We start from the raw sequence: 26,971 nt of genomic DNA on the forward strand, positions 1-26,971 counted from the left end.
TCGGCTGATACTCTCGATAAGGCGACATCGGCGGGCGGTTAACCCTGTCGGCAAACATTCTGCGCGTGGGTGAGGTTCCTGCGCGGACCGCCGCCAGATTGCCCCATTAGATCGGAGAATTTGCACCGGCACCATTATGGCTGGAGAAGCATCATGTTGAGAATGGTGTTGTTGGGCCTCCTCATCCCATTGGGGATAGGAGCACTTGCCGCCATGGAACTCAGAACTCCGCCGCGTACTGCAACAGCGGTCGTTCAGCCCCTTGCCGAAACAACCGTCGACATTTCCGATTCACATGGTGCGTTGGCGAAGGCCGATAAGCTCGAAGTTAACTATGCGAAAACCGAGACGCCAGCGCAGCCTGCTCTGGTCAACGAACCCATTCCTCCTTCGCCGCCTGCGGAAGCCACCATTGTACGGCCTTCGGAGGCCCCGAAGATTAACCGCCACCGGCACGATCCCAAAGCAAAGAAGGTCACCACCGCTGCCCTTCCCAAGCCGAAGCCAAAGAGCATCGATATCAGGCGAACTACCGATATCAGGCGAACTGCCAATTCCGAGCGTTCCAAAGCCGCCGCCAGCGAGCCCCTGCACTGTCGGCTGAGCGCATTTGGTGGCTTGCGCAAGGCCTTGAATACAGCCGGCTGCGAAATCTAGTTCAGCGAGCCGCGATCCCCGCGGCGGCGGCGATCAGTTCGAAGGAACGCAGCCGTTTGGCGTGATCGTAGACATCGGACACGATCATGAGTTCGTCGGCTCCGGTTTCCCCAACCAGCGCATCGATGCCGGCGCGAACCGTCTCGGGCGAGCCGATGATGGAGCGTGCGAGCATGCCCATCGCCTGCTTCTTTTCCGCCGGCGACCAATAGCTCTCGATGTCGTCGATCGGAGGTTGGCTGAGGCCGCGCGCGCCGCGGAAGATGTTGGTGAACGACATCTGCTGCGTCGTCGCCAGCCGGCGCGCTTCGTCATCGCTGTCGGCGGCGATGATGTTGACGCCGACCATCGCGTAGGGACGGTCGAGTTGCTCGGACGGTTTGAAGCGGCTGCGGTAGATCTGCAGCGCCGGGATCAGGAGCTCGGGTGCAAAGTGCGAGGCGAAGGCATAGGGAAGCCCGAGTTCACCCGCCAGCATCGCGCCGAAATTGCTCGATCCCAGAATCCACAGCGGCACTTCCGTGCCAGCCGCCGGCACCGCCCGGATGCGTTGATTGGGACCCGCGGGCGCCAGGAAGGCCTGGACCTCCAGAACGTCCTGCGGGAAGTTTTCGGCGGCTTCAGGCGTGCGGCGCAAGGCGCGCAGCGTGAGCTGGTCGGTGCCGGGAGCGCGGCCCAGCCCAAGGTCGATGCGGCCGGGAAACAGCCGCGCCAGCGTGCCGAACTGCTCGGCGATGACGTAGGGCGCATGGTTCGGGAGCATGATGCCGCCCGCGCCGACCCGGATGGTCTTCGTTCCCGCTGCGATATGACCGATCACGACCGAGGTCGCGGCGCTCGCGATGCCGGCCATGTTGTGATGCTCCGCCACCCAGATGCGGCGATAGCCCCAGGCCTCGGCATGAACCGCGACATCGCGGGCATTATAGAGCGCGCCCCGCGCATCGGTCTCTTCGGTGACGCGGACGAGATCGAGGATAGACAGTGCGGCCATGAAAACTCCCGAACGAAACCACTTGAAATGACGCCGCCCGAGCTACGAGGCCGCATGCTTGCTAGTCCGAAACGGCAGGCTTCATCCGATTCTTAGCTCCCATATGGATACTGTCGCCGTGTGGGTCAATTGCTGAAATCGAATGGCGACCAACCGATAGCGCCGGGCGCGTCGCTGCGCCGACGACCGCTATGGCGCAAATGCCGTGGCAGCGAAATTCTTTCGTGTCGGGAAACGGGTGGTTGGAACATCGGTCGTGCAATAGGTCAGAGGACGATGACACGCGGCAAGAGTTTGAACGCGACTCTGACTCTGAAGGCCGCGGCGTACGTTTCACTTACGACCTGTGAGCACACAATGGAGAAGGAATTACGAATGTCGAAGGAAGAGGAAAATAAAGCTATTGTTGGCCGCTGGTTCAAGGAGTTCTGGGGCAACCCCTGGAATCCCGACATCGTCGACGAACTCGCTGCGCCTGACATGCTGTTGCAGTATTCGCTGCATGAACCGCGTCGGGGTCGCAAGGACGTGAAGGAATTCATGACTGGATTCCGCGATGCGTTTCCAGATCTCGGCTTTGGGGGCACTGCGGACTTGATCGCGGAAGGTGATTACGTCGTCGGTCGTTGGGAAGGCGGCGGAACACACACGGGGTCCGCTTTCGACGATTTCATCATCGGATCACTGCCGGCGGCTTCCGGCCGGAAAATGCGCTTCAGCGGAATAACGGTGCTCCGCGTCGAGAATGGCAAGATCGCAGAAGAGGTCGGCCTGGACGATGGCGTGACCGCGCTGCAGCAGCTCAATATCTTGCGCGCGGCCTGATCAATCGTGATGGCCGTCTCCGACAATGTCGGCAGCAGCCATCCGGAAACGAGTTGGACCGGGTCAGTCCCCGGTTCGGCTCGCTGCTGGGAAGCTGTGAGATCAAAAACAAGCAGGACAAGTTCCATGAGCATGAGTCGCAAGGAATTAACGTTCGCCTCCGGTCATGACACATGCGCTGCGTGGTTTTACCCCGCGGCGGCGGATGAAGGGTTGAGACCTGTTATCGTCATGGCCCACGGATTGACCGGCACACGCCGAGATCGGCTTGGTGCGTTCGCCGAAAGGTTTGCCGCCGCCGGTATCGCGGCACTCGTTTTCGATCATCGAGGCTTTGGCGACAGCACGGGTGAGCCGGACCTGTTCGAGCCGTCCCTTCAGTTGGAAGACTGGCGCGCTGCCATTGCGTTTGCTCGTTCGCTGCCCGATATCGATGCCGGACGCGTGGCGACGTTTGGCTCCTCGTTGGGCGGCGGCAACGCGCTCGCCGCGGCAGCGGAGGACCGCAGGGTGGCCGCGGTTATCAGCCAGGTCCCATATCTCGACAGGGATTCTCAGACTTACACCAAACCTCAGCATGTCGTAGAGGCAATGAAGGCTGCAGCGGCCGAAGGTCGTTATTTGGCTGCCGTTGGTCAGGCCCATGAGGCGGCAGTCATCAGCGCGCCCGGATCTGAGGTCGGTTGGCGCCGCGTTGTCGCAATCGGCGAGGAATCTCGATGGCGGAACCGCGTCTCCGCGGCCTGGCTGCTCGGTCCACCATATAGTCCCATCCGACATGCCGCCTCGCTTCACTGTCCCTGGCTGGTTTGCGTCGCTGCGGACGATCAGGTTGCCAAGCCGGGACCTGCAGTTGAGGCCGCGCGCCAAGCCCCGAAAGGTGAGCTCCGCATCTATCCAGGTGTCGATCACTTCGACATCTACGACGGGCCGGCTCACGAGGCAGTGGTCGCGGACGAGATCGAGTTTCTTCACCGCCACCTTCTAGGCCGAAGCCTCTGCGGAACAACCAAAGCAGCTTCGGAACTGGCGCGGGTCCATCTACCCACGTTGGCCTCGGGTGACAATCGAGTTGGCGAAGATATTGCGACAGCACGAAAGTAGCGTCGGCAAACTGCATGGCCGCGAACCAGGGCTCCTTTCGGCGGCTCTTGAGATGGGTCAATAGCAATCATCCCGGGAAGGACCGCTTCTGGCGCGAAGCGGCCGCTCAGCAAATGCGGTGCTATTGATTCCGGCGAGACGCGACGACATCGCGATACAGGGCGGCGTAGCGGCTCGCCCGCTTGCGCCATGATACATCCGTCGACAAGCCATTGTATTGCAACCTTCGCCAGGCTTGCTGGTCGTGCCAGAGGAGACTGGCTCGTTGCAGCGCGCCAGCGAGGGCTTCGGCCGTGACGGGCCCAAACTTCAAGCCGGTTGCAGCGCCACCGGCCTCACTTACGTCAATGACGGTATCCGCAAGGCCGCCGACCTGCGATACGATCGGGACAGCGCCATATCGCAGGGCGCAAAGCTGGGTCAGGCCGCATGGTTCGAAGCGTGACGGCACGACGAGGGCGTCGGCGCCGGCTTGAACGAGATGGGCGAGCGCTTCGTCGTAGCCGATCAGAACCGCGATCCGGCCCGGGTGCGCCGTTGCGGCGGTCTGATAAGCATGCTGGAGACCCGCCTCTCCGCTCCCGAGCAGGACGAGTTGCATTCCTTCACCGAGGATGGTCGGCAGGTTCTCGAGGAGGATATCCAGTCCCTTTTGCCAGGACAGCCGGCTCACCACGCCGAGCAGCAGGGCGTTTGGCGATGGATCAAGAGCAAACCGGCGCTGCAGGGCCAGTTTGTTCGCCGCACGGGAATCCAGCTCGGTCGCGCTGAAACGCGCGGCGATGTCGGGGTCGGTTTCCGGATTCCAGACCGACATATCGATGCCGTTGAGGATGCCGCTCAGAACCTGTGACCGTTCGCGCAGCAACCCACCGAGCCCCATACCTCCCTCATCTGTCTGAATCTCGCGCGCATAGGTCGGCGAAACCGTCGTGATGCGATCGGAGAATTGCAGGCCCGCCTTCAGGAAGCTGATCTCACCATAATATTCGACGCCGTGCATCGAGAAAGATTCCGGCGGCAAGCCGAACGCACCGAGCATATGATGCGGAAACTTGCCCTGGTAGGCCAGATTGTGGACCGTCATCACGGTGGCGGGCCGGCGCTGATGGGTAAGGTGCAAATAGGCAGGCGCGAGGCCGGCCTGCCAGTCATGAGCATGCACCACATCAGGCACGAACGACGGAATGGCGCCCTGGCCGATTTCGGCGGCCATCTTCGAAAGCGCGGCAAAACGCACGCCGTTATCAGGCCAGTCCTTGCCATCAGGGGTGACGTAGGGGTTGCCGGGCCGTGCAAAGAGATGCGGCGCGTCGAGCACGAGCAAATTGAGGTTGCCATGCACGCGACCGAGCAGGCGGGCCGGTCCGCCAAAAAATTCCGGCACATGGAGGAACTCCTCGGCGACCGTCAGCCCCTTGATGACATCGGGATATCCCGGCACCAGGGTCCGCGTTTCGATGCCATGCGCTTGGAGCGCAGCCGGGAGCGCGCCGACGACGTCGGCAAGACCTCCTGTCTTGACGATCGGATAGATTTCAGAGGCGACCGCGAGGACGCGAAGCTCGCTCATGCATCGAGCCTGTCGATCATCGGCTGCGTGATCAGCGTGATACCCTGCGCCGTGGTTCGAAACCGTTTCGCATCGAATTCGGGATCTTCGCCGACCACGAGACCTTCCGGGATGCCAACGCCTCGATCGATCACGACATTCTTCAATCGCGCATGCCGGCCGACGTTCACGTAAGGCATGACGACGGCATTTTCCATGTTTGCATAGGAATTGACATGCACGCCGGTGAACAGCAGCGAGCGGCGCAATGCGGCGCCGGAGATGATGCATCCTCCTGAGACCAGCGAAGTCACCGCCTGTCCGCGCCGGTCGTCCTCATCGTGAACGAATTTGGCGGGAGGCGTGATCTCGGCATGGGTCCAGATCGGCCATGCGCGGTCGAAAAGATCCAGCTCCGGGACGACGTCGGTGAGATCGATGTTGGCGGCCCAGTAAGCGTCGACGGTCCCGACATCCCGCCAATAAGCGCGCGGATCATCGCCGGACCTGACGCAGGAGGTAGAGAATTGGTGCGCCACCGCCCGGCCGTGCTTGACGAGGTAGGGAATCACGTCCTTGCCGAAATCGTGGCTCGAATTCGGGTCGTTGGCGTCACGCCGCAACTCGTCGAACAGGAATTTCGAATCGAATACATAGATCCCCATGCTGGCCAATGACGTGTCAGGCTTGCCGGGCATCGCCGGCGGATCGGCCGGCTTCTCGAGAAAGGATTTCACGATGCCCTCGTCGTCCACGTGTATGATCCCGAAGCCGCTCGACTCCGCGCGCGGCATCTCGAGACAACCGATGGTGACGTCGGCACGTTGCTCGACATGCTGCTTCAGCATGCGCTCATAGTCCATCTTGTAGATGTGATCTCCGGCGAGCAGCACGATGAATTTGGCATCGTGCGACTCGATGATGTCGATGTTCTGATAAACCGCGTCCGCCGTTCCGAGGTACCAGTTGGTCTCCGAGACGCGCTGGCTCGCCGGCAGGATATCGAAACTCTCGTTACGCTCCGGACGAAAGAAGTTCCAGCCCATTTGCAGGTGCCTGATCAGGCTGTGGGCCTTGTATTGGGTTGCAACCGCGATCCGGCGAATTCCGGAGTTCACCGCGTTGGAGAGGGCAAAATCGATGATCCGCGATTTTCCGCCGAAATAGACCGCGGGTTTGGCGCGCTTGTCGGTCAGCTCCAGGAGCCGGCTTCCACGACCGCCCGCAAGAACGAAGGCGAGCGCATGGCGTGAAAGCGGTTCGTTGACGATGGCCATTTTTGTCCTCCCTGTGAACCACAACGCATGCCCCCGACACCTTCTCTTGTCCGGAAGGCAGGGTCGAGGGCCATGGGACTGATAGTAGCGGGACGATTGGTTGATCGGAAAGTGGTATGTAAAACGGCCGAGTTCTGAAGTTTGTTCCTTCGACGGCAGTCGGAGGTTCGCCGTTCCACCGGGCCGAACGGTTGCTGCAGGCGCAAAGCGGGCATTCGACGATTGGGCGGCGTCGGCTAAGTGCCGATAATGGAAATTGTCCAATTCATTCGATGACCTTGTCCGTTCGGGCTAGAATGGTGTCGGGAATGGTTAGGCCAAGCGCCGCGGCCGTTTTTACATTTAGAGCAAATTCAAAGACAACAGGCTGTTCTACGGGAAGTTCTGCCGGGTTGGCTCCTTTGAAGATCTTGTCGACGTAATGCGCCACCTTGCGATAAACTGGCTTTAAATCGGGGCCGTAGCTCGCTAGTCCACCCAAATCAACAAAAGTGCTGAGTTGATAAAATGCCGGTAGTCTTGCTTTGGCGGCTAACGAAACAATCTTCGGCCGGGTTGGATCGGCAAGGACAAACAGAGCGTCGCAGTTTTCCTGCCGCATCCTGTCAAACGCCTGTTCGAGATCGTCAGGCGTGGGTGCCATCACTCGAACGACGGTAAGGTCAAACGTTTTCGCAGCAGCTTCCACCAACTCGTATTGCTGCGGGTGGGTCGGATTGGTAGACATTAGCACCGCAATACGCTTGGCGGACGGCAGTATGCTGTGGAGGAGTTCAACCGACTTGCCGACGGCGTCGCCAAACATATTGGCCATACCGGTAATGTTTCCTCCGGGATGAGCTAAGCTCTTGATGAAGCCTGAGCGAACCGGATCAGTGGCAGGGGCCATTACAATGGGAATGGTCGAGGTGGCGCGCTGGGCAGCAGCTATGGTTGGGGTTGCGACAGCAACAATAACATCCGGCCGGCGCGTAACCAGCTCGGTTACCAATGAAGGCAAGCGTTCAGCTTTCCCCTCTCCATTCCTACTATCGATGACAAGGTTCTTGTCCTCAATGTAGCCAAGCGCCCGCATCTCCGCGCGGAAAGCGTCAAATAGCGCACGGGCAGCGGGATGATCCAAAGTTTCCGGATGAAGGTATGCGATACGCCACACCTTGCCAGCCGGTTGCTGCGCAAGCGCTATGCCCGGCCACAAAGCAGCCGCACGCACAACCAAGGTGACGAACTCCCGGCGTCGCATGGCGCCTCCGAGGGACACGCACGATCCGATGCGCGGACCTTAACACGTCGCGAGCGGACGGACAGATACCCGGAACAACAATGTTCGTGGAAGCCGACGTCCGTTGTGGGTCAAAAACCGCCCCAGAGGAACGTCAGCTGCTGGCGCGCCCAGCGAGCATTCGAACCCATCAACAGAAGCTCGGCGCGCCGCGCGATAAAAAGAAAAAGGCCGGCGGGCATTACGCCGCCGACCTTATCTTGCAACTGCCGTCTCGGGAGGTCCGGTTCCGTTGCTTGCATTCCGTCGTGCTGGATTGGTAGCGCGACGCGTCGGCAGGCACCATTGCACGCAGGTATGGCTCGGCCGTCCCGAGGTAGCCTTCCGCTACACAGTTGGGATGGAGCCGGCTATCCCTTGGTTTAGGGCACATATCGTGCGACCGGACTGACATCGTCATTTCCGGCGGGGTCGCCTCGCCGCTGGTTCTGGAATAACCGCTCCCGGCGCCGAGCGGCCGTCCGGCGCTGACCCGTTACGGGCCGCCCGCCTTCAACACTTCGAACACCGCGGCCGTATCCTGATCGCCCAATCCCATCGCCATGGCCTGTGTGTAAACCGGCTGCGTCATTGCAAAGAGCGGCGTTTCGCAGCCGACCTCGCTGGCGAACTCCGCGATGATGGCCATGTCCTTTTTCCAGGTCGAGATTCGCATCGTTGCCGGTTCATAGAGACGGCTTGCCATCATCGGGGCCCGCATCTGAAACATCCGCGAACCGCCCGCGCCGGGGGCGATCATCTCGATCACCTGATTCAAATCGAGGCCGGCCCGTTCTGCGAGCAGCATCGCTTCCGCCGAGGCGACGTTGTGAATGGCGACCAGATGATTGGCGACGAACTTCATCCGGCTGCCATTGCCATATTCCCCGAGATCGGCACTTTGCTTGGCAAAGTCGGCAAACAGGCCGCCACAGCGCGCGATCGCGGCTTTATCGCCGCTCGCATAGACGACGAGGTCCCGGACCGCGGCCTGGGCGCCGGTGCCGCTGAGCGGACAGTCGAGCGCGATATGACCTGCAGGCTCGAGAATTTGCTTGAAGCGCACCTTGTCGGCGATGGTGAACGTACTGAGTTCGACAACGATGCGCTCACCTATCGCACACGCGGCGATTTCCGCAGCAACCGCATGGGCAGCCCCGGCGTTGGGCAGGCTCGTCATGATCGTCGAGGCGCGGGCGGCGACGGCGCTGGTGCCATCGACGATATCAACGCCGGCAAGCGCAAGCTCGCTCCTGCGCGCCGGCTCGGTGTCGAATCCGGCGACAGCCCAGCCGCGCGCGACGAGGTTGCGGGCGATGGCGCCCCCCATGATGCCCAGTCCAATGATACCCACTGTCCGATCTGTCACGTGACCTCCAGCCTGTTGACTCCTGAGAATAACCAACTCGCCCGACGATTCCCGGCCAACCGCGGCAAATCATATCATTGGCGTTGCTTCGCGGTCCGGCGCAAATCCGGACTTCCCCTCGGACGGCCGATTTCGCCAGTTGAGTGATGCCCGAAATACTGACTTGTTGCCAGTGGTGCTGGACGCTACCTTCGATTGCTCGATTTTTTCGATTATCCTATTTTATCCTGGAAGCTCACATGATCTGCCCGGGTTGCCAGCACGAAAACAGCGCGCAAGCGAAGTTCTGCGAGGAATGCGCTTTGGCCCTGGCTCCTGTCTGTACGAGCTGCGGCAACCAGCTTTCGCCCACGGCCAAGTTCTGCTCGCATTGCGGTCACCCCACGGGCCGGAGCGTGCCGACGTTTTTGTCTTCGCGCTCCCTGGCTCTGAGACCGCCGACCCCGCGCCACCTCGCCGAAAGAATCCTCACGGCCAGAGCCGAAGTCGAGGGCGAGCGCAAGCAGGTCAGCGTGCTGTTTGCCGATATCACGGGGTCATTGGAGCTGATATACGGCCGCGATCCCGAGAGTGCGCAGGCGATCCTCAATCCCGTGCTCGAGCAGATGATTGAAGCCGTCCACTACTATGAGGGGACGGTCAACAGGCTTTTGGGTGACGGGATCATGGCGATCTTCGGCGCGCCATTGGCGCACGAGGATCATGCCGTGCGCGCTTGCTACGCCGCGCTGATGATACAGGAATCTGCCGCCGAACTGGCGGACCGTGCCGAACAGCCGCTCAAAATTCGCGTCGGGATCAATTCCGGGGAAATTGTCGTCTGCGCTATCAGTAAAGATCTCGACATGGAATACACCGTCGTTGGCGAGACCGCGCATCTGGCGGCTCGCATGGAGCAGATGGCGCGGCCCGGCTCGATCCTGACGACAACGCAGACCATCCGCCTGGCGGAAGGATACATCACCGCGCGGTCTCTCGGCCCGATGACGATCAAAGGACTTGCCGAGCCCGAGGAAGTCTATGAACTCGTTGGCGCCGGCCCCGCGCGCACCCGTTTGCAGGCGGCAACCATTCGGGGCCTAACCCAGTTCGTTGGCCGCGAGACCGAACTGGATCAGCTCCGCCGTGCACAGCAGCCAGTGGCCACCGGGGCAGGCCAATTGGTCGCTGTTATCGGCGAGGCCGGCGTCGGCAAATCGCGTCTCCTTCATGAGTTCACTCACTCGCATCGGCTGCTTGGCTGGCTGGTGCTTGAGACCACAGCGATCTCGCTCGGACGAGGAACGAGCTACCTGCCCGTGGTCGCGCTTCTCAAGAGCTATTTTGCGATCCAGGATCGGGACGAGCAGCACGAAATACGCCGCAAGGTCGTCGAGAAAACAATCGCGCTCGACGAAGGGCTTGAACCGGCGCTTCCGGCGCTATTGGCGCTGCTCGACATACCCGTCGATGACGCCGGCTGGCTCACGCTCGATCCGGCTCAGCGCCGGCGTCGCTATCTTGATGCCGTAAGAGGCCTGATCCTGCAGGCAGCCCGCAAGCAGCCCGTTCTCCTGATCTTCGAGGACCTTCATTGGGTGGACAACGAGACGCAAGCATTGCTCGACGCCCTGGCGGGCGCTCTCGGCTCGGCCCGGCTGCTGCTGCTGGTCACCTATCGTCCCGGCTACCAGGATGTCTGGGGCTCCAGGCCAAACTACCGCCAGGTCAGGTTAAGCGCGCTGCCGACCCATGACACCCATGATCTGCTGGAGGTGCTGCTTGGCCGGGATCCCGAACTTGATCCGCTCAAGCAGCTTCTCATGGGGCGCGGCGGCAATCCGTTTTTTCTCGAGGAAACTGTCCGTGCCCTGGTGGAAACGCAGGCCTTGTCGGGAGAACGAGGTCATTATCGGCTGATGCGCCCGATCGGAAATATTCAGGTGCCACCCACGGTACAGGCCATCCTGGCGGCGCGCATCGATCGGCTTCTCCCCGGCGATAAAAATCTGCTGCAGATAGCTTCCGTCGTGGGCCGGGAGATTCCGCTGGCGGTGCTTCGACCCATGGCCGATTTTACCGAAGATGCACTTGAGCATGCGCTCGAACATTTGCAGACGGCCGAGTTTCTCTTTGAGACCGGACTCTACCCGGACGTCGAATACTCATTCACCCATGCGCTCACGCACGAAGTGACCTACAATGGGCTGCTGCGGGCGCGGCGGAGCTCGCTCCACGCGCGACTGGTCAATGCGATAGAGACCTTGTATCGGGATCGGCTCGGCGAACACATCGAGCGTCTGGCGCAGCATGCCGTTCGTGGTGAGTTGCTGGAGAAAGCTGTTCGATACCTCCGGCAGGCCGGACAGAAGGCGCTGTCGCGTTCGGCGCTCGAGAACGGACGGGTCTGGTTCGAACAGGCCCTCTCCATCCTCGAGAAAGTGCCCGAAACCAGGGAGAATATCGAACTTTCCATCGATATCCGGTTTGATCTGCGCAACTCGCTTCACCCGCTGGGCCACCTCGAGCGATGCCTGGATCACCTTCAGAAGGTGCAGGTGCAGGCCACGCAGCTCGGCGACAAGCGAAGGCTTGGTCAGGCCTCATCGTTCCTGTGTCAGTATTACCGCCTGATGGGGGAGCTCGATCCCGCCACCGAGGCCGGCGAACGCGCCATGGCGATCGCGGAAGAGCTCGACGAACTGCCGCTGCGGATGGTGGTGAGCGGACATTTTGCGGCCCTGTGTGCCGCCAGGGGAAATCACCGTCGCGCAGCAGAGATACTGGACGCGGCCGTTGAGCGCCTTCGCGGTGACATTGCCACCGAGATGATGGGCACCACGGGAGTTCTTGGCGTATTCATGCGCGGATATCTTGCGTGCTCGCTCGCCGAACTCGGCGAGTTCGAGCGCGCTGCGTTTTTCGCCAAGGAGGCCGTCGAAATCGCCGAAAGCGCGAACCAGGTCTACAGCCTTGCCTTTTCCTATTACTGCAAGGGCACCGTTCTGGCGCTGCAGGGCAACGTGGCGCAAAGCATCGCGGTGCTCGAGCAGGCCCTCAATCTCGGCCGCTCGTGGACGCTTCCCCTGGTGCTACCGCTCATCGGCCTAGCGCTCGGGCACGCTTACTGCCTGGCGGATCGCGCGGACGAGGCGATCGCGCTGCTGGAGGAAACCGAACGCGACGGAAACACCATGCATCGCCTCGGCGGCCACGCCATGATTCTGGTTCGCCTGGGCGAAGCCTATCTACAGGGCGCCCGCACGGCCGACGCAGAGCGAACCGCCCGGCGAGCGCTCCTGATTGCGCGCAAACAGGGAGAGTACGGTTATGAAGCCTACGCGCTTCGGCTGCTTGCCGAGCTTGGACTGAGTGACCCCTCCCCCCTCGACGAGAGCGAAACCAATTTTCACGAAGCCCTCCGAAAGGCCGAGGCGTTCGATCTGCGCCCCCTGGCGGCTCAATGTCACCTCGGGCTCGGAAAGCGCTACAGATCGGCCGGCCAGAGCGGAAGCGCCGAGCAGCACCTCAATGCGGCCGCAGCCCTGTTCCAGCAACTTGGCATGCAATTCTGGCTGGAGCAGACGCAGTCGCAGCTTGCTTCATTGTCCTAATCCAGGTCGAACAGAAGAGCCGGAAAAGGCAGACGCCATATCCAGCGCAAAACCCCCTTACGAGGGATTTGTTGATGGTTCGGTAATCTTCTGCATTCAAGATTCGGGCAGTTAGTTGCGTTGGAGTACTGACCTTGGAAAATTTTGATGAGCTGCGCGATCTCGCAGCGGACGTTCGCACATTCATTGAAAATTCAAGAGATCCAGCCGCCGCATTGAGGGATGTGGTCGCGGCCTATGATGTCGTTTTGGGTATCTTCCCCTCGGAAGAGGGAATGGGCCTGCACGTCGTCAAGGGCAGCAGTTTGCTCGACCGCCTCGCCACCCTTCAGTCGAATGCCCTCTATAGTCACACCGCTATTGCCGTGCATAGCCGGGAACAGGCGGTAAAGCTTCAAGCGCTGGTGGCTTAACGGCGCCCTCTGACATCGTTCAAACTGATTTTGACCTGCGCCGCATCGTAGCGATCCGGCGCTTGGCAGCCTTGGCTTCCGGGGCTGCAACTTCCAGGGCGGTGACCTCCAGTCCGCAAGCGCTGGCCAGCGCTCGCAGCTCAAGTTGAAGGGCCTCGAGCTCATGGCTGTCGAGGCCTCCATCGATTGCGAGCGCGGTGACGACCGGATCCCGGATCTCGGGAGACTTACTTCCTGGAGGCTTTCTTTTTCTTGGCAGCTCTCTTCTTGGCTCTTGCTTCCCTTGCAAGACGGTCCTTTTTTGCGGCCGCGGTCGCTTTCCACTTTTTCTCAAAATCCTTCACTCCCGCGACGAACTGACGAAGCATCGCCTTCCCTTCGGCGCTCTTCGGCGTGACCGCCACCCGAATATAGGTACGGCCTGTGGTGCTTATCTTCTTGTTGACTTGAATGTACGCCATCCGCTCTTGCCCCTTCCCGTTGTTTTCAGGCGGCCCCGATCCGAGGCGGCCCCTTGCCAAGTACTTCGAACGTTATCAGCGAATTGGGAGGCGTGGAAGATGCGCGGCGCGCTGTCGAGGTCTCGCATCATGTACCAGTCCGGCGAGGCCTCGTAGCTGTCTTCGATTTTGACCTTCAGGCCTCGCGCCAGCTGAACGAAGGTCCTCGCCATGTTGTGCTTTCCGACCATATCGAAAATGTTGGTCGAAGACGTAAACCGGCCGACGCCGATTTCCGTGATGCAGGGAATGCCGCGCACATCTTCCTTGAGATCCACGCTGAAAACGCCGGACGCCCTTGCATCAAGCAGCTTGATGGCCCGCACGCAGGTGTCCACGACTTTCGGTTCGAAGACCGTCTTTGCCAGCCCCGCCACCGAGGAGACCCGCGACGGCTGACTGCCCATGCCAAGATAGGAAAGCCGTTCGTAGGTCTTGATGAGCACCAGCTCGCCGTCCTTCCAGACGCTCTGGCAGCCGAAATCCCGCCCCGGCAAAAACTCCGACAGCAAGAACGCTGCGACCGGCACGCCGCGCATCTCCTTCCAGTATCTGATCCAGCTCCGTGCCTGCTCGGCGGTCTGGACCGGCAGTGCGCCGAGTGCGCCGGCCCCGCTTCGGACGCGGCACCATAATGGCCTGCCGCCCTTGAGCTGCTGGAAGATTTTGGTGACGTTGTTCAGGTCCCGCACCGGATAGGTTTCGGGAGCGTCGATGCCGTTCCGGCGCAACAGTGAAACGAGACGGTACTTGTCGCGGGAAACACCCAAAACGGCTTCGCTCGGCAGAAACAGATATTCGCCGAGCGTCTTCCGGGCGCGCGACAGGCTCTCAACATCGGAATCAACGGTTGGAATAATGAGATGCAGGCGTTCGGTCTTCATGATCCAGCGCAGCACCTCGCTCCATTCCGGGTGATCGGCGGGCGGAACGACGTAATTCCTGTCGGCGTCGGATTTCTTCAGGGCGAACTGGTCGTCGTTGCAGCCAACGATAAAGGAAGAGCCGGCGCCGGCCCGGATGCTGCGGACCAAATTGTTACTCGAACCGTTACCCGCGCTCGTAAACAGCAATCGCGCAGCCACCAACTTCTCCCGTATCGCCTAAATTATGATTTCGCCTGAAAGGAAGCTAACGATGAACCTCACGAGGGTATGCAACAAACCCTGCTGAAGCAACCAGGCATGGGCCGTATCCCACAGCGACAGGCATTCGCGAAGCTCGCAACGCGGCACGGTGGTCAAGCCTGTGAAACCGCACAGGAGGCATCATTGTTGGACCGCCTGATGGAACGCATTAGAGGGGACCGAAGTTGTCAATCAAACGTGCGGGAGAACCTCTCATGTCCTACCGAAGCAGGCGCGAACTCCGTATTGTTCTCTTCGGCCTCGCCTCCGCTGCGAGCCTGGCCGTCTCTCCGGTGATGGCCGGAAGTCAGTCATCGAACTCCTCATCCAACTGCTCAAACGGCCGCTGCAGCCGCGTCGACACGCTGGTGATTGAGGACGGCCGCGGCCGCAGCCGCGGATGGCAGCGTACCGAGGCCTGGGAGGAGCGGCGGAGCCGCTCGATCCGTGTCCGACCGCCGTACCGCTACCGCGACGACTGATGTCGAGACTGCAGTCTACACGGTGGCGCCCCTGCCCTGCGGGGAATATCTAGCGCTGGTATCGCACGGCTGGTGCAACGTCGATCACGCCCAGATCCACCAAGGTCCGGTGAAACCGTCGTTTCCGTTCCGACGATGATGCGAAGTAGGCGCCGCCGCACTGTTCAAGCAGGCTCGCGCGCGTCGCGAAGATCTCGTCCAGCGGCAGACCGGCATGCTGCAAGGCCACGGTGCCGAGAAAGGCGATATCCAGGTCCGGGCCGCGTCCACGCGGAATTCGATCAGGGAAGTGATTCAAGGTTTCCATCGCGTAGAACGTGCGGAACTGCCGCCTCGCGTCCGGGCCGAGCTTGAGTTTTTTCTCGATACGCCGCGTCATGACGGGCTGATGATCGCCATAGTGCACAATGAGTGTCGGACGCCTGGGAAAACGGGAGGAAAGCTCGGACTTGAGTTTATTCCAGGTCACGGCGGTCTCGACCAGCCGCGCGTAATACTCGGCATAATGTGCATCGGGAAGGCTCGCGGCGGCAAACGCCCGCTCGCCTTCATAGCGCCCGGGGGCAACCAGGTTTCGGTTGTGCGGGCCGTGATTGAAGTTGGTCAGCGCGTATAGAAAGCGAGGTGAGGCATCGTCGGCAATGCCGTTCATATGCGCATTGAGCGCGGCGTCCAGAAACAGCGCATCGGAATTCGTGGTTTCGAAACGATCGACGTCGAAGGGCGGTTCAAAATCATCCGTGAAGAGACGCTCGTTGATCCCTATTGAACGGTAGAACCTGTCATAGCTGAGAAAGCTGCGGCGGCAGCTCGAAGTCAGCATTGTTCTGTATCCGAGCGCCGAGAGCGTCCCTGGAAGACTGCTGTGGAAGCGGCCGGCCCCGCGCTTGAAGAGAAAATAGGCGTTCGAACCGAAGCTCGCGCTTGAAAGGCCCGTCAGCAGGCTGAATTCCGATTGCCACGATCCTCCGCCGAAAATATCCACGTTGAGGCTGCCATGGAGTCCGTCTTCCGGTGACAGAAACGATTCGACAATCGGCTCAACCGGGAGACCAAACAGGCGCGGATCGAAGATCGACTCGTGCTGGATCACGATGATGTCGGGATAGTCGAGGCTGCGCGCCGGTACGGCCGCCATCAGCGGCAGCGGGTCTTTGGCGATATCGCTCAGCGCGAGCCCGCCGGACGGCCGCCAGGAAAGCGGGTTGAGCAGCGAAGCGATGAAGCTGGAAAGAAAACAGCGGCGGAGCGCCGCATTGCGCTGGAAAGGTACCGGCCCGCCGCTTGCTTGGTAGGCTGCCACCAGGCCGATGCAAGCCACGCCGAAAAACAGGATCTGGAGTTCAAACGGTACTGGCGGTCCACGCACGTAAATCAGGGTCGCGACCGCGGCTAGCATCAGCGTGATGCTTCCGGCCAGCGCAGCCGTCAGTGCGAGTGGGTACTGCACCAATAAAAATGGAACGGTTCCCGCAAAAGCCAGCGGCAGATCGGTTGCAATGAGTTTGATCCCGCTGTGATCATGTTTGACTCTCGACGCTCCGAAAATTGCCGCCGCCGCGATGGATGACAACAGGATCGCGCGTTCCAGATCGCTAACGACAAACAGCAGCATTGCGGTGCACAAACACAGCCCGGCCGCAGCCAATGTAAGGTGCTCAAGGCTGCGTTCCGCAAACCAAAGAACGGCGAGAGCGATCAGGATGATCAGGGCCAATGACATCTCGATAGGATGCCAGAGGAATGAATCGACGTCCACGATGGCGAAAGCGTGCATTCGCGAAGGACATTGAAATCTGCTAGGGGTCATCAGGGTGGAGCAGACATGACCGATCCCTTCGACATCAATCGCCGGAACTGGGACGAGCGCACCGCCATTCATGCACGCGATACCACCGGTGACTACATGCTCGACCGGTTCCGGGCGGGCGAGGATGCGCTGAATGAGATCGAAGCGGCCGAGCTCGGTGACATCAGGGGAAAGCGCGTCCTGCATCTGCAGTGCCATATCGGTCGCGACACGCTGTGCCTGGTGCGGCGCGGCGCGACGGTAACCGGGCTGGATTTTTCTCCAGCCGCACTGGATGTGGCGCGGCGCCTCTCCGATGAGACCGGGCTGAAGGCGGACTTCGTCGAGGGGACCGTCGATCAGGCCCCTGCCCTGACGCCGGGCCCGTTCGATCTCGTCTTCACCACCTGGGGCACGATTTGCTGGCTGCCCGATATGAAGAAATGGGCAGAGACCATTGCGTCCGTACTGGCGCCGGGTGGCGAGCTCTATTTCGCGGACGCGCATCCCACCTTCACGGTGATGGAAGAATTCGACGGCAGGCTTGTTCCCACCTACGATTTTCAAACGCCTGCCGACCGGCCGCTGCAGTTCGCAAACGAGACCACCTACACCGGCGATCCCACGATCATGTCGCATCGATCGACCCGCGAGTGGATCCACTCGCTCTCGGCCGTGCTCGGCGGCCTGATCGATGCCGGACTGACGATTACGATGTTCAGGGAGCACGAAGTGTTGCCCTGGCGCGGTCTGCCAAGCCTGGTACCGGCATCGGAAAGACTGTGGCGGCTTGCCGATGGCGTGCCGCGGATGCCGTTGTCGTATTCGGTCAGGGCTAAAAAGGGTTCGTGAAGATTAGGGCCGCGCGGCCTCAGGCGCTCTTGTATCAGGCGCTTCTGGCATCAGGCCAGGCGACGACTTGTCCTGACATTACCAGCCGATCGCGCCCTCCATTCTTGGCTGAATAGAGCGCCCGATCCGCTGCGGCAATCAGGGCCGCGTGCTCGGTCATGCTCTGGGCCGGGACATTCGTCGCACCGCCGAGACTGACCGTAATGAGTTTGGAAGGCGGGTTGAGCGCGTGCAGCATGCCGAGTTCGAGAAGCGCTTCACGCACCCTTTCGCCGACCTGCATGCAGCCTTCCGAATCGGTGTTGGGCAGGAGCAGCACGAACTCTTCGCCGCCGTAGCGGGCTGCCAGATCTGCCGGCCTGCGAATTTGTGCGTCCAGGATCCGCGCCAGCGCGCGCAGGCAGGCGTCTCCGGCCTGGTGACCATAGTGATCATTGAATTTCTTGAAATGGTCGACGTCGATCAACAATAGCGATAACGGCGTGCCATCGCGCTTGGCGCGCGCCCATTCCTCCGACAGGCGTTCGTCGAAATGGCGGCGATTGGCCAGTCCTGTCAATCCATCGGAAGTGGCAAGCGCCTCTAGCTTGTGCTGCAAATCCTGTTGCTCGGTCATGTCGCGCGAGATTGCGACCACGCCGTCGATCTTGTCGGTCTCGGTCGCGCGAGTGACGCGCAGGGCGGTCTCGACCCAGATCTCATTCTTTTCGCGGTGACGGACGCGGTAGATGAGCCGCGCCTCTTCGGCCTCGCCGTTTTTCAATGCCGCGATGGCCTGCTCAACCCGCGGCCGGTCCTCGGCGTTGATCGCCGCAAGGGCCGGCGCGCCCAGCAACTTGGCCGGGTCCTGGCCAAAAACGCGGGCGCATGATGGCGAAACGTAGAGAATCCGCTCATCCAGCCCCACACGCATCACCACATCGCTGCACTGTTCGGCGAGCAGGCGAAAATCCGCCTCCTTGGCCGCAAGGGCTGCCGCCATGCGTTGCCGCTGCAGCAGGTAACGCACGAAGGCAAAGCCGGTCAGAGCGATCACCAGAGTGAGGCCTGCGACGACAGCCAGCCGTGTGAACGATTGCTGGCGCCATGGCGCCAGCACGTCGTCCTGCGCCTTGGTCGCCAGAACCAAGATGGGATATCGGCTGCTCAGCTGGTAGAAGCTCAACCGCTCAAGTCCGTCCAGCGGCGATTTAAAGTAATAGACGCTGGCACTGGGGCGGTCTTTCAGGTTCCGGAACAATGGCGCCTTGGACATATCGCGCCCGACATTGCTGCCGTCTTCGTCACGGCTGCGCGCCATCATGATGCCATCGGCACTCAACAGCGACACCGAGCCGTTCGGCCCGATGTCAAATCGCCGGTAGAATTGCGTGAAATAGGCCACGTCGATGCTGGTCAACACCACGCCGGCAAAACTGCCATCGGGATGATTGAAGCGACGGGACAGGGTGATGATCCACTGCCCTCCCGAACGGCTCTTGACAGGCCGGCCGATCAGCGTCCCGCGGTCGGTGGAGGCACGATGTTGTTGGAAATAGTCGCGATCGCTGTTGTTGAGACCGGCGAGATTGACGTCTTCGGTGGTTGCGAGCCAGCGACCGGTGTCATCATAGACGAAGATGCCGCGGATACGATGCCGGTTGTACTTGCGCGACTGGAGAAACGTCCGGATCTTTTCGACCGCTGCTGGATTGGTTCCGCCGGTCTCCATGCGGTCAACCATTCCGGTTAAAATGGTGTCAGCCAGGTCAAAACTATCTTCGGCATGCTGCGTCAGCGAACGGGCAAGATTCGCCATGTCCACTTCGGCATTCTTCAGGTCGACCTGCCGGGACTCCCATTCCCGCCAGCCGCTTAGCGCGAGAATTGCAACGCAAGCCAACGCCACAAATCCCGCCGCCCATAACGGGAGATGCGTTTTGCCAATTTCCCGGCGGCTGGTGGTCATCTGGGGTTGCTCCGATCCGAGCAAACTTCCATGGAGGGCTTAACGCCGCGTTGCCCCTGCAACAGCAACGGCGGAATGGGTGAGCGTTTTTCCCTCGTGCTGTATCGGATGTTAAGAAATGCGATCGTACTTCATTAACCATGGAGTTTGCTTTTGGGCGCGGCCCACAGCAACGCTGCCCAGAGGGAACGCCCCCGGGCACCAGGCGGGCGTCACGCGAGACGCCAGCTACGCCGCGTTCAAGGCCTGCGCGATATCGGCGATCAGATCGGACGGATGCTCGATGCCGATCGACAGCCGGATTGTCGAGTCGAGCACGCCGATTTTCTGGCGGATGTCGGCTGGAACACCGGAATGGGTCATGCTTGCCGGCAGGCTGGCCAGCGACTCGGTGCCGCCGAGACTGACCGCCAACTTGAAGATCTGCAGCGCGTTGAGGAATTTGAAGGCGGCGGCCTGGCCGCCGACGATGTCGAACGAGAACGTCGAACCCGCGCCGGTGCATTGCCCCGCGAACAGACGCCCGGCCGGCGAGTTCGCATCGTGATGGCCGAGGTAATGGACATGCGCCACCTTGGCGTGATCGCGCAGAAAATCCGCCACCAGCCGCGCGTTTGCGTCGGCCTTTTCCATGCGGATGCTCAAGGTCTCGAGTGACCTGGAAAGCATCCAGCAGGAATGCGGGTCGAGCTGGGTGCCGATCGCGCCGCGCAGCGCCTTGATGTCCTTCATCAGGGCTTTCGAGCCGAGCGCAGCACCCGCGATCAGGTCGGAATGGCCGCCGATATATTTGGTCAGCGAGTACAATGACAGATCCGCGCCGTGTTCGATCGGCCGCTGAAACACCGGCCCGAGCAGCGTATTGTCGCACGCGACGATCGGCGTGTGATCCTGCGCCTCGCCGATGTTCTCGGCGACGCGGCGGACCATCGCGATATCGACCAGGCCGTTGGTGGGGTTGGCCGGGGTCTCGATGAAGATCATCGAAACCCGTCCCTTGCGCATGGCGTCCTCCGCCGCCAACTGCACCGCGGCTTCGTCGATGCCGTCGGCAAACCCCACCGAGCCGATCGAGAGGCCCGCAAGCGTTTTCGTGAACAGGGTTTCCGTGCCACCGTAGAGCGGTTGCGAGTGCAGAATGACGTCACCGGGACGGACGAAGGCGAGGATCGCCGTCGAGATCGCCGACATGCCGGACGAGAACAGCGCGCATTTCTCGGTGCGCTCATAGACCGCAAGCCTGTCCTCGACGATCTCGCTGTTGGGATGATTGAACCGCGAATAGACCAGGCCGGCGCCCATCCCCTCGGGCGGCTCGCGCCGGCCCGAGACGAAATCGAAGAAATCCTGACCGTCTTCGGCGGTCCGAAACACGAAGGTCGAGGTCAGGAACACCGGCGGCTTGACGGCGCCTTCCGACAATTGCGGATCGTAGCCGTAGTTCAGCATCAAGGTTTCCGGATGCAGCATGTGGTTGCCGATGTGGGTCTTGGATGGAAACGGTTTCACCATGGCCTGCCTCGCTGGCTGCATTCAGAAACGTTCCCCTTTGTGGGGGGTCGTCGGCAAGCGCCGGTAGTGTTGGATATGACGGCATCCAACGACTCGGGTCACCGATCCGAGGAGCAGCCTAGCAACATCCGGGGCCGAATTCACTGCGTTCGAAACAGTTTCGGGGCAAGGCGATCACTGCGCCCGTGCGAGCTACTGTCGCAGCTGGGCCGCCAAACCGGCGCAAGGCAAGGAGTATCGTTCATCTCAGCCTGGTCAGCGCTCAGACCGCATATACGGGCTGCGCTCAGTCACATGCTTGAGTTCCGGCGCAGCGTCGATCGCCTGAGTCACGTGCTGCGCTACATTGGTTCGCTTCGTGCTGGCCGGATTGCCTGCGAACGCCCACATGATCACGCCAATTGCGAGCGTCGCGCCGCTTATCACCCCGATGTCTCGCTTCATTGCGATCTCCCGTTTAGTTTTCGGGTGTGCGCAAATCAAGCCAGCGGCTCGTGGTCGAAGTATGGCTAATGCAAGATTGGCCGGCCTATCGCGGCAATGTGATGGCTGAACCGCGGCAGCGCTCAGCTCTTGGTTGGCGTGGCCGCATCCGCAGACAATTTGCCGAGCATGGCGGTGAGTTCGTCATCGGCGCTGATGATCGTCTTGTTGCGGTCTCCCTCGCCCGGTGCAGGATCCACTGCAGTTGGCGGCTCGGCGGGTACGCCAATAGCTTCCTGTTTGGCCAGTTCGACCGGCGAGGCCGCGGAAGCAGGCAAGTTTTCGGAAAGGTTTAATGTCGCCTCCGGCAATAACTTCGGCGGGCGATCCGGCGGACGGGCTGCCGTTGAGGCACCAATCGGATTGGGCGGCCTGGCGTCGACAGCCAACCTGCCATTGCCACGCGGCGCAGCGCTCGTGCTCGCTCTTCCGATGATGCCCTCAACGATGGCGGGAAGGCGCTGCTTGTCGACGTCAGCCATGTATTCGCTGGCTAACTCGTCCACATACTGCTGGCCGTAATCGGCCAACACGGAGGTTATCCGCGCGAGATCGACATCGCTTTCAACAAGCTGGCGCCATGCCTGCCTGTCATAGGAAACCGCCGGTGGGCTTATCGGCTTCGGGGGTTCGTGAGAGACGACCGGTTCAGGAACCGGTGGCTGCGCCACGCGCTCATCGGCTGGCGCGCGGCTTAACGTTGCGACACTCACCCGCCGTCGCTTGTTCTCAGCCACCAGGAGTGACAGCAAGCCGACGCCCATCAGCAGGAACCCAACCGTCGCCCATACCAGCGTGACGCAAAGCAGAGCCCCGGCAATCAGCAATATCCACCCGGCAACGCGCACTAACAGGCCTTCTCCGCGACAAGGGCCAAATTCAATTGCTAAACACGAGCGCTAATTCTCAACACTTCCGGCAAGCTGCGCAACACAAGATTACCGCCACATCCGTGACGGCCGGGCGCTTTCGTTCGCCGATCCAGCCGTCGCGGCACTCTCAGTTCTGCTACGCGCCGGTGACGCGCCAGATCACGTCGCCGACATCGTCCGCCATCAGGAGCGACCGGCCGTCGGGACCGACCACCACCCCGACCGGTCGTCCATAGGATTCCTTCTCGTCGGGTGCGAGGAAGCCGGAGAGAATATCCCGCGCCGGCCCTGACGGACGCCCGTTCTCGAACGGCACAAAAACGAGCTTGTAACCGCTCAGCGTGCTGCGGTTCCATGAGCCGTGCTGGCCGATCGCCATGCCATCGGGAAAACCCGGCAGCGTGCCAGCGGGCACCCAGCAAAGACCGAGCGAGGCGGTGTGACCGCCGAGCGCGTAGTCGGGCGTGATCGCCTTGGCGACCATCGCCGCATCCTGCGGCACCCGATCGTCCACCGTCTGCCCCCAGTAGCAATACGGCCAGCCGTAGAAGCCGCCATCGCGCACCGAGGTCAGATAATCCGGCGGCGTCTCGTCGCCGAGGCCGTCGCGCTCGTTGACGACAGTCCAGAGCACGCCGCTCTGCGGCTCCCAGGCCATGCCCACCGCATTGCGCAGTCCGCCGGCAAAGATGCGGCTGGTGCCGCCGGCGAGATCGAGCTCATAGATCGCTGCCCGGCCCTCTTCCACTTCCATGCCGCTCTCGGCGATGTTGCTCTGCGAGCCGACCCCGGCATAGAGCTTCTTGCCATCCGGGCTCGGCAGCAGGCTCCGCGTCCAGTGTCCGCCCGGCTTGAAGGTGACGAGTTTGCGACCTGTTGCCGTAATGCGATCGGCGTTCGCCACATAGGGGAACGCCACGACGCCGTCAGTGTTGCCGACATAAAAGGTGTCGCCGACCAGCGCCATGCCGAACGGCTGGTTCAGCCCTTCCATGAAAACCCCGCGCTTCTCGGCGACGCCATCGCCATCCGCGTCGCGGAGCAGCGTGATGCGGTTCGCGCTTTCGCCAAGCGCCGCGGCCCGCCGCATCGTCGCCTGCATCGCATAGCCGAACACGTTTCTGACCGGACCTGCGACCTGGTTAGATTCCGCAATCAGGACGTCGCCATTGGGCATCACGTTGATCCAGCGCGGATGTTTCAGGCCGGTCGCAAATGCATTGACCTTGAGCCCCGGTGCTGCCGTCGGCTTCTGCCCGTCGTCCCAGCCCCTCGCCGACGGCATCTTGAGCGTTGGAATGGCGCCCTGCGGCTTCGCCTCCGGCACCACGGGCGCGCTGCCCCAGGCAGGCTTCGGTGCGTCGCCCTGCAATTTGCGCCAAAACAAGGCAGCCCCGCCGATCAGCGCGACGATGCGCGCAAAAATTGCAGAAAAACTCATGCTATTCCCCTTTGGATCGCGCGCACACTAGAACAAGATCGGTTCTGATCAAATCAGAACCGATCTTGCTCTAAATTCCTGTTTTGACGCGTTTTCTTGACGCGAACCGGTATCCACTTCGCTCGAAAACGCTATAGCCGACGTCTCCGCGCGTTGAAACCTCGTGCGCTGAACTGCAAGTCTGGATTGCGTCGAAAAAGCAGATCGTGAAAGTCAGCTTGATGCTGTAAAAGCCGATCCGCTGTCAAAGCTCAATCTGCGGAGGGTCACGCTCGGCGAGGAACCCGCGAATCATGAACGGGATTTATCGATGAGCGTCGGACTGATCGCCCTTCTCGACGATATCGCGGCGATCGCAAAGGTGGCAGCGGCTTCCCTCGACGATGTGGTCAGCCAGGCCGCCAGGGCGGGGGTCAAGGCGGCCGGTGTCGTCATCGACGATACCGCGGTGACGCCAGGTTACGTGATCGGATTCGCAGCCAAGCGCGAACTGCCGATCGTGGGCAAGATCGCGGCGGGATCGCTTCGCAACAAGCTCCTGATCCTGCTCCCCGCTGCGCTGGCGCTCAGCTACTTCCTGCCTTCGGCGATCACGCCGCTGCTGATGTTTGGCGGCGCCTATCTCTGCTACGAAGGCGTTGAAAAACTGTACGAAGCCGTCATGCCCCATCATGCGCACCAGCATGAGGCCGAGCTCGGCACGGTGGCGTTGCAGGCGCAGACGCTCGAGGACCAGAAAGTCGCGAGCGCCATCAAAACCGACTTCATCCTGTCGGCGGAGATCATGGCGATTACACTGGCGGCCCTGCCCGCTGGCAGCATCCTGAAGCAGGCCATCGTGCTGGCGGTTGTCGCAATCGGGATCACCGTCGCGGTGTATGGCGTGGTAGCGCTGATCGTGAAGGCCGACGACGCCGGTGTGGCGCTGGCGCAGAACGACAATGCCTCGGCCATTGGCAGTATCAGCCGCGGTCTGGGACATGCCCTCGTCCGGGGCATGCCCGTCTTCCTGATATTTCTCAGTGCGGTCGGCACCGCAGCCATGATCTGGGTCGGCGGCGGCATCATCTTGCACGGTATCGAGGCGTACGGACCGCCTTCGATCGGTCATGCCGTCCACGCCGCCACCGACGCTGCGGCCCACGCCCTGCCGGCGGTCGCCGGTTTGCTCAAATGGATCGTCGAGGCGGCCATCTCGGGCGTGATCGGACTGGTGGTCGGCGCGGCGTCAATCCCGGTCATCGGATATGCCGTGGCGCCCGCGTGGAAACAAGTGAAGCGGCTTCTGCCGGGCTGACAGCACGCGCTTCGGGTCTGGTGGCCGAAAACTAATCGGTCTTGACCGTCTCCTGCGCGGGGTTTGCGGCAACCGCCGGTCCCCCGCCGAGCAGCCTTGCGAGGCTGCGGGCGCGCCTTGTGTCGATGCTGACATAGGCGGTCATGCCGGCGCGCAGCGGCGGCTCGCCTGATCGTGCAACCAGCTGCAGCCGCACCGGCAGGCGCTGCACGACCTTGACCCAATTGCCCGAGGCATTCTGCGCCGGCAGGATCGCAAACTCCGCGCCGGTCGCCGGGCTGATGCTTTCCACCACGGCGTCCCAAGTGACGTCGGGATGCATATCCAGCACGACCTTGGCCTTCTGCCCCACCGTCACATAGGTCAGGTCGGTCTCCTTGAAGTTCGCCTCCAGCCAGGGCCTGCGGTCGGTGACCAGTGCGAACAGCGGCGTCTGCGCCTTGACCTGCTCGCCGAGCTGCAGCTTGAAATTGACGACCACACCCGCCTTCGGCGCCTTGATCTCGGTATAGGCAAGGTCGAGCGCGGCGCGGTCGCGCACCGCCAGTTTTTCACGCACGGCGGCGAACGCATCGGTCGGCCGGTCGGGCTTGCCGCCGAGGGCAGCTTCGACGCGCGCGATGCGCTGGTGCAGCACCGCGACGCGGTCCTCGCCTTCCTGCTCTTCGCTGTTGGTCTGCTCGACCTTCGCGGTCGAGGCGACGCCGCGTCCGGACAGCTCACGCTGGCGCCTGGCCAGCGTCTGGAGATACGACAGCTTGTTCTCCGCCTCCTTTGTCTCGGCCCGGATCTCGCGCAGGCTGGCCTTGAGCTGCTCGACGGCGGCGCGCGCGGAATCAATTTCCGCTTCGGCCTTGGCGAGCGCCAATTGGTAGGGCGTCGGATCGAGGCGAAGCAGCACGTCGCCGGCGGCGACGGCCGAATGATCGCGGATCCGCAACTCGGTGATGCGCCCCTGAACCTCGCTGGCGATCTGGGCGATGTCAGCCTTGACGAACGCGTTCTCGGTCGAGATGTGGCGGCCGCCCTGCAGCCAGAACGCCAGCGCGCCCACCAGGACCAACAGGGGCACGCCGACCAGCGCCAATCGCTTCATCCGCTTGGTCATGGCGCGACCCTGCCGTTGAGCCGCCCTGTCGCCATAGGAGCCCGCTTTCGCGGGGCGGTCGCCAACTCCCCCTCACCCTCGCCGTTGTCCGCCGACACCAGGGTTTTCTTGATGCGCTGCAACAAAGCCATCAGCTGTTTGCGTTCGGGCCCGGCGAGATCGGCGAGCCCGGCATCGACCGTATCCTCGGCGATGCGCCAGATCCGCTTGTGGACCCGCTCGGCCTCCTTGGTCAGATACACGCGCTTGACGCGGCGGTCGTCCGCTTGCGTGCGGCGCTCTACCCACCCATTGGCCACCAGCCGGTCGATCATGCGGCCGGCGGTGGCCTTCTCGACCTCCATCATCTCGGCCAGTTCGGAATGCGAGGCGCCAGGGCGCCGGTGCAGGCGGGTCAACACCAGCCATTGCGCCCGCGTGATGCCGAGGCGACGCACGCGGCGATCGAACTCGGTCCGCAACAGGCGGGCAACGTCCGAAATCACAACCCCAATATATTCGTCGGTATTCGGCAT

At 61.7% G+C, this 26,971-nt stretch carries 24 protein-coding genes; 8 read left to right on the forward strand and 16 right to left on the reverse strand.

From position 1 onward, the window contains the following. Positions 1-153 precede the first annotated feature (153 nt). Complete coding sequence (locus tag JQ609_RS02165) at positions 154-657, forward strand: hypothetical protein (RefSeq protein ID WP_212271857.1); 504 nt, start codon at positions 154-156, stop codon at positions 655-657. Position 658: 1 nt separating this feature from the next. Here JQ609_RS02165 and JQ609_RS02170 read toward each other — a convergent pair whose 3' ends face one another. Continuing rightward, on the reverse strand, positions 659-1,651 hold the full coding sequence (locus JQ609_RS02170) for an LLM class flavin-dependent oxidoreductase (RefSeq protein WP_212271858.1): 993 nt from the start codon (positions 1,649-1,651) through the stop codon (positions 659-661). A gap of 375 nt (positions 1,652-2,026) precedes the next feature. Here JQ609_RS02170 and JQ609_RS02175 point away from each other — a divergent pair, with 375 nt between their 5' ends. After that, positions 2,027-2,476: an ester cyclase gene (locus JQ609_RS02175; protein WP_212207051.1), complete on the forward strand. Its 450-nt coding sequence runs from the start codon at positions 2,027-2,029 to the stop codon at positions 2,474-2,476. Between the two features lie 126 nt (positions 2,477-2,602). Next, complete coding sequence (locus JQ609_RS02180; protein ID WP_212271859.1) at positions 2,603-3,580, forward strand: alpha/beta hydrolase; 978 nt, start codon at positions 2,603-2,605, stop codon at positions 3,578-3,580. A gap of 121 nt (positions 3,581-3,701) precedes the next feature. On the opposite strand, the gene glgA is transcribed toward JQ609_RS02180, so the two are convergent. The 5 genes from glgA to JQ609_RS02200 all read right to left on the reverse strand — a co-directional run bounded on the left by glgA (position 3,702) and on the right by JQ609_RS02200 (position 9,075). Next, entirely contained in the window at positions 3,702-5,153 is a 1,452-nt protein-coding gene (glgA, locus tag JQ609_RS02185; RefSeq protein WP_212271860.1) for a glycogen synthase GlgA, read from the reverse strand. Continuing rightward, the gene (gene glgC / locus JQ609_RS02190; RefSeq protein ID WP_212271861.1) at positions 5,150-6,409 is read right to left on the reverse strand and encodes a glucose-1-phosphate adenylyltransferase; all 1,260 of its coding nucleotides are present in this window, start codon (positions 6,407-6,409) and stop codon (positions 5,150-5,152) included. The genes glgA and glgC overlap by 4 nt, the downstream gene beginning before the upstream one ends. Before the next feature lie 265 nt (positions 6,410-6,674). Beyond that, on the reverse strand, positions 6,675-7,652 hold the full coding sequence (locus tag JQ609_RS02195; protein ID WP_212207047.1) for an ABC transporter substrate-binding protein: 978 nt from the start codon (positions 7,650-7,652) through the stop codon (positions 6,675-6,677). A 110-nt stretch (positions 7,653-7,762) separates the two neighbouring features. After that, the gene (locus JQ609_RS35450; protein WP_283813818.1) at positions 7,763-7,897 is read right to left on the reverse strand and encodes a hypothetical protein; all 135 of its coding nucleotides are present in this window, start codon (positions 7,895-7,897) and stop codon (positions 7,763-7,765) included. A 269-nt stretch (positions 7,898-8,166) separates the two neighbouring features. Next, positions 8,167-9,075, reverse strand: coding sequence for an NAD(P)-dependent oxidoreductase (locus tag JQ609_RS02200; RefSeq protein WP_283813819.1), 909 nt, complete (start codon positions 9,073-9,075; stop codon positions 8,167-8,169). Positions 9,076-9,278: 203 nt separating this feature from the next. Between JQ609_RS02200 and JQ609_RS02205 the strand changes: the two genes are divergently transcribed. Both JQ609_RS02205 and JQ609_RS02210 read left to right on the forward strand, forming a co-directional pair. Continuing rightward, positions 9,279-12,632 (forward strand): AAA family ATPase, encoded by a 3,354-nt coding sequence (locus JQ609_RS02205; RefSeq protein ID WP_212271863.1) that lies wholly within the window; start codon positions 9,279-9,281, stop codon positions 12,630-12,632. A gap of 134 nt (positions 12,633-12,766) precedes the next feature. Continuing rightward, positions 12,767-13,045 (forward strand): hypothetical protein, encoded by a 279-nt coding sequence (locus JQ609_RS02210; RefSeq protein WP_212271864.1) that lies wholly within the window; start codon positions 12,767-12,769, stop codon positions 13,043-13,045. Positions 13,046-13,272: 227 nt separating this feature from the next. On the opposite strand, the gene JQ609_RS02215 is transcribed toward JQ609_RS02210, so the two are convergent. Both JQ609_RS02215 and JQ609_RS02220 read right to left on the reverse strand, forming a co-directional pair. Beyond that, complete coding sequence (locus JQ609_RS02215; RefSeq protein WP_212207043.1) at positions 13,273-13,506, reverse strand: hypothetical protein; 234 nt, start codon at positions 13,504-13,506, stop codon at positions 13,273-13,275. Continuing rightward, the gene (locus JQ609_RS02220) at positions 13,476-14,630 is read right to left on the reverse strand and encodes a hypothetical protein (RefSeq protein WP_212271865.1); all 1,155 of its coding nucleotides are present in this window, start codon (positions 14,628-14,630) and stop codon (positions 13,476-13,478) included. Before JQ609_RS02220 ends, JQ609_RS02215 begins: the two co-directional genes overlap by 31 nt. Positions 14,631-14,887: 257 nt before the next feature. Between JQ609_RS02220 and JQ609_RS02225 the strand changes: the two genes are divergently transcribed. Beyond that, on the forward strand, positions 14,888-15,154 hold the full coding sequence (locus JQ609_RS02225) for a hypothetical protein (RefSeq protein WP_212271866.1): 267 nt from the start codon (positions 14,888-14,890) through the stop codon (positions 15,152-15,154). Positions 15,155-15,203: 49 nt separating this feature from the next. Here JQ609_RS02225 and JQ609_RS02230 read toward each other — a convergent pair whose 3' ends face one another. Beyond that, the gene (locus tag JQ609_RS02230; protein WP_212271867.1) at positions 15,204-16,871 is read right to left on the reverse strand and encodes a sulfatase-like hydrolase/transferase; all 1,668 of its coding nucleotides are present in this window, start codon (positions 16,869-16,871) and stop codon (positions 15,204-15,206) included. 108 nt (positions 16,872-16,979) lie between these two features. Between JQ609_RS02230 and JQ609_RS02235 the strand changes: the two genes are divergently transcribed. Continuing rightward, positions 16,980-17,795 (forward strand): bifunctional 2-polyprenyl-6-hydroxyphenol methylase/3-demethylubiquinol 3-O-methyltransferase UbiG, encoded by an 816-nt coding sequence (locus JQ609_RS02235; RefSeq protein ID WP_212271868.1) that lies wholly within the window; start codon positions 16,980-16,982, stop codon positions 17,793-17,795. Positions 17,796-17,829: 34 nt separating this feature from the next. On the opposite strand, the gene JQ609_RS02240 is transcribed toward JQ609_RS02235, so the two are convergent. The 5 genes from JQ609_RS02240 to JQ609_RS02260 all read right to left on the reverse strand — a co-directional run bounded on the left by JQ609_RS02240 (position 17,830) and on the right by JQ609_RS02260 (position 24,051). After that, positions 17,830-19,743, reverse strand: coding sequence for a diguanylate cyclase (locus JQ609_RS02240; protein ID WP_212271869.1), 1,914 nt, complete (start codon positions 19,741-19,743; stop codon positions 17,830-17,832). Positions 19,744-19,971: 228 nt separating this feature from the next. Further along, positions 19,972-21,255, reverse strand: coding sequence for a cystathionine gamma-synthase family protein (locus tag JQ609_RS02245; protein ID WP_212271870.1), 1,284 nt, complete (start codon positions 21,253-21,255; stop codon positions 19,972-19,974). Between the two features lie 255 nt (positions 21,256-21,510). After that, on the reverse strand, positions 21,511-21,699 hold the full coding sequence (locus JQ609_RS02250; RefSeq protein WP_212271871.1) for a hypothetical protein: 189 nt from the start codon (positions 21,697-21,699) through the stop codon (positions 21,511-21,513). A gap of 122 nt (positions 21,700-21,821) precedes the next feature. After that, positions 21,822-22,586, reverse strand: a complete 765-nt coding sequence (locus JQ609_RS02255) for a hypothetical protein (RefSeq protein WP_212271872.1) — start codon at positions 22,584-22,586, stop codon at positions 21,822-21,824. Positions 22,587-22,746: 160 nt separating this feature from the next. Then, positions 22,747-24,051, reverse strand: a complete 1,305-nt coding sequence (locus JQ609_RS02260; RefSeq protein ID WP_212271873.1) for a sorbosone dehydrogenase family protein — start codon at positions 24,049-24,051, stop codon at positions 22,747-22,749. Between the two features lie 310 nt (positions 24,052-24,361). On the opposite strand from JQ609_RS02260, the gene JQ609_RS02265 reads away from it, so the two are divergent. Then, positions 24,362-25,348 (forward strand): DUF808 domain-containing protein, encoded by a 987-nt coding sequence (locus JQ609_RS02265; protein ID WP_212207029.1) that lies wholly within the window; start codon positions 24,362-24,364, stop codon positions 25,346-25,348. Between the two features lie 31 nt (positions 25,349-25,379). Here the strand turns inward: JQ609_RS02265 and JQ609_RS02270 are convergent, their stop codons facing one another. Both JQ609_RS02270 and JQ609_RS02275 read right to left on the reverse strand, forming a co-directional pair. After that, entirely contained in the window at positions 25,380-26,456 is a 1,077-nt protein-coding gene (locus tag JQ609_RS02270; protein ID WP_212271874.1) for an HlyD family secretion protein, read from the reverse strand. Then, positions 26,453-26,971, reverse strand: a complete 519-nt coding sequence (locus JQ609_RS02275; RefSeq protein ID WP_212271875.1) for a MarR family winged helix-turn-helix transcriptional regulator — start codon at positions 26,969-26,971, stop codon at positions 26,453-26,455. The genes JQ609_RS02270 and JQ609_RS02275 overlap by 4 nt, the downstream gene beginning before the upstream one ends.

It is taken from the genome of Bradyrhizobium sp. AUGA SZCCT0169, from assembly GCF_018130085.1.
In the GTDB taxonomy this organism is placed as follows: Bacteria; Pseudomonadota; Alphaproteobacteria; order Rhizobiales; family Xanthobacteraceae; genus Bradyrhizobium.

What these genes read in the sequence shown, in the direction of transcription:
- JQ609_RS02165 (WP_212271857.1), top strand. Translation starts at nt 154, where the DNA reads ATGTTGAGAATGGTGTTGTTGGGCCTCCTCATCCCATTGGGGATAGGA.
- JQ609_RS02170 (WP_212271858.1), bottom strand. Translation starts at nt 1,651, where the DNA reads ATGGCCGCACTGTCTATCCTCGATCTCGTCCGCGTCACCGAAGAGACC.
- JQ609_RS02175 (WP_212207051.1), top strand. Translation starts at nt 2,027, where the DNA reads ATGTCGAAGGAAGAGGAAAATAAAGCTATTGTTGGCCGCTGGTTCAAG.
- JQ609_RS02180 (WP_212271859.1), top strand. Translation starts at nt 2,603, where the DNA reads ATGAGCATGAGTCGCAAGGAATTAACGTTCGCCTCCGGTCATGACACA.
- glgA (WP_212271860.1), bottom strand. Translation starts at nt 5,153, where the DNA reads ATGAGCGAGCTTCGCGTCCTCGCGGTCGCCTCTGAAATCTATCCGATC.
- glgC (WP_212271861.1), bottom strand. Translation starts at nt 6,409, where the DNA reads ATGGCCATCGTCAACGAACCGCTTTCACGCCATGCGCTCGCCTTCGTT.
- JQ609_RS02195 (WP_212207047.1), bottom strand. Translation starts at nt 7,652, where the DNA reads ATGCGACGCCGGGAGTTCGTCACCTTGGTTGTGCGTGCGGCTGCTTTG.
- JQ609_RS02205 (WP_212271863.1), top strand. Translation starts at nt 9,279, where the DNA reads ATGATCTGCCCGGGTTGCCAGCACGAAAACAGCGCGCAAGCGAAGTTC.
- JQ609_RS02215 (WP_212207043.1), bottom strand. Translation starts at nt 13,506, where the DNA reads ATGGCGTACATTCAAGTCAACAAGAAGATAAGCACCACAGGCCGTACC.
- JQ609_RS02225 (WP_212271866.1), top strand. Translation starts at nt 14,888, where the DNA reads ATGTCCTACCGAAGCAGGCGCGAACTCCGTATTGTTCTCTTCGGCCTC.
- JQ609_RS02235 (WP_212271868.1), top strand. Translation starts at nt 16,980, where the DNA reads ATGACCGATCCCTTCGACATCAATCGCCGGAACTGGGACGAGCGCACC.
- JQ609_RS02240 (WP_212271869.1), bottom strand. Translation starts at nt 19,743, where the DNA reads ATGACCACCAGCCGCCGGGAAATTGGCAAAACGCATCTCCCGTTATGG.
- JQ609_RS02245 (WP_212271870.1), bottom strand. Translation starts at nt 21,255, where the DNA reads ATGGTGAAACCGTTTCCATCCAAGACCCACATCGGCAACCACATGCTG.
- JQ609_RS02250 (WP_212271871.1), bottom strand. Translation starts at nt 21,699, where the DNA reads ATGAAGCGAGACATCGGGGTGATAAGCGGCGCGACGCTCGCAATTGGC.
- JQ609_RS02260 (WP_212271873.1), bottom strand. Translation starts at nt 24,051, where the DNA reads ATGAGTTTTTCTGCAATTTTTGCGCGCATCGTCGCGCTGATCGGCGGG.
- JQ609_RS02265 (WP_212207029.1), top strand. Translation starts at nt 24,362, where the DNA reads ATGAGCGTCGGACTGATCGCCCTTCTCGACGATATCGCGGCGATCGCA.
- JQ609_RS02270 (WP_212271874.1), bottom strand. Translation starts at nt 26,456, where the DNA reads ATGACCAAGCGGATGAAGCGATTGGCGCTGGTCGGCGTGCCCCTGTTG.
- JQ609_RS02275 (WP_212271875.1), bottom strand. Translation starts at nt 26,971, where the DNA reads ATGCCGAATACCGACGAATATATTGGGGTTGTGATTTCGGACGTTGCC.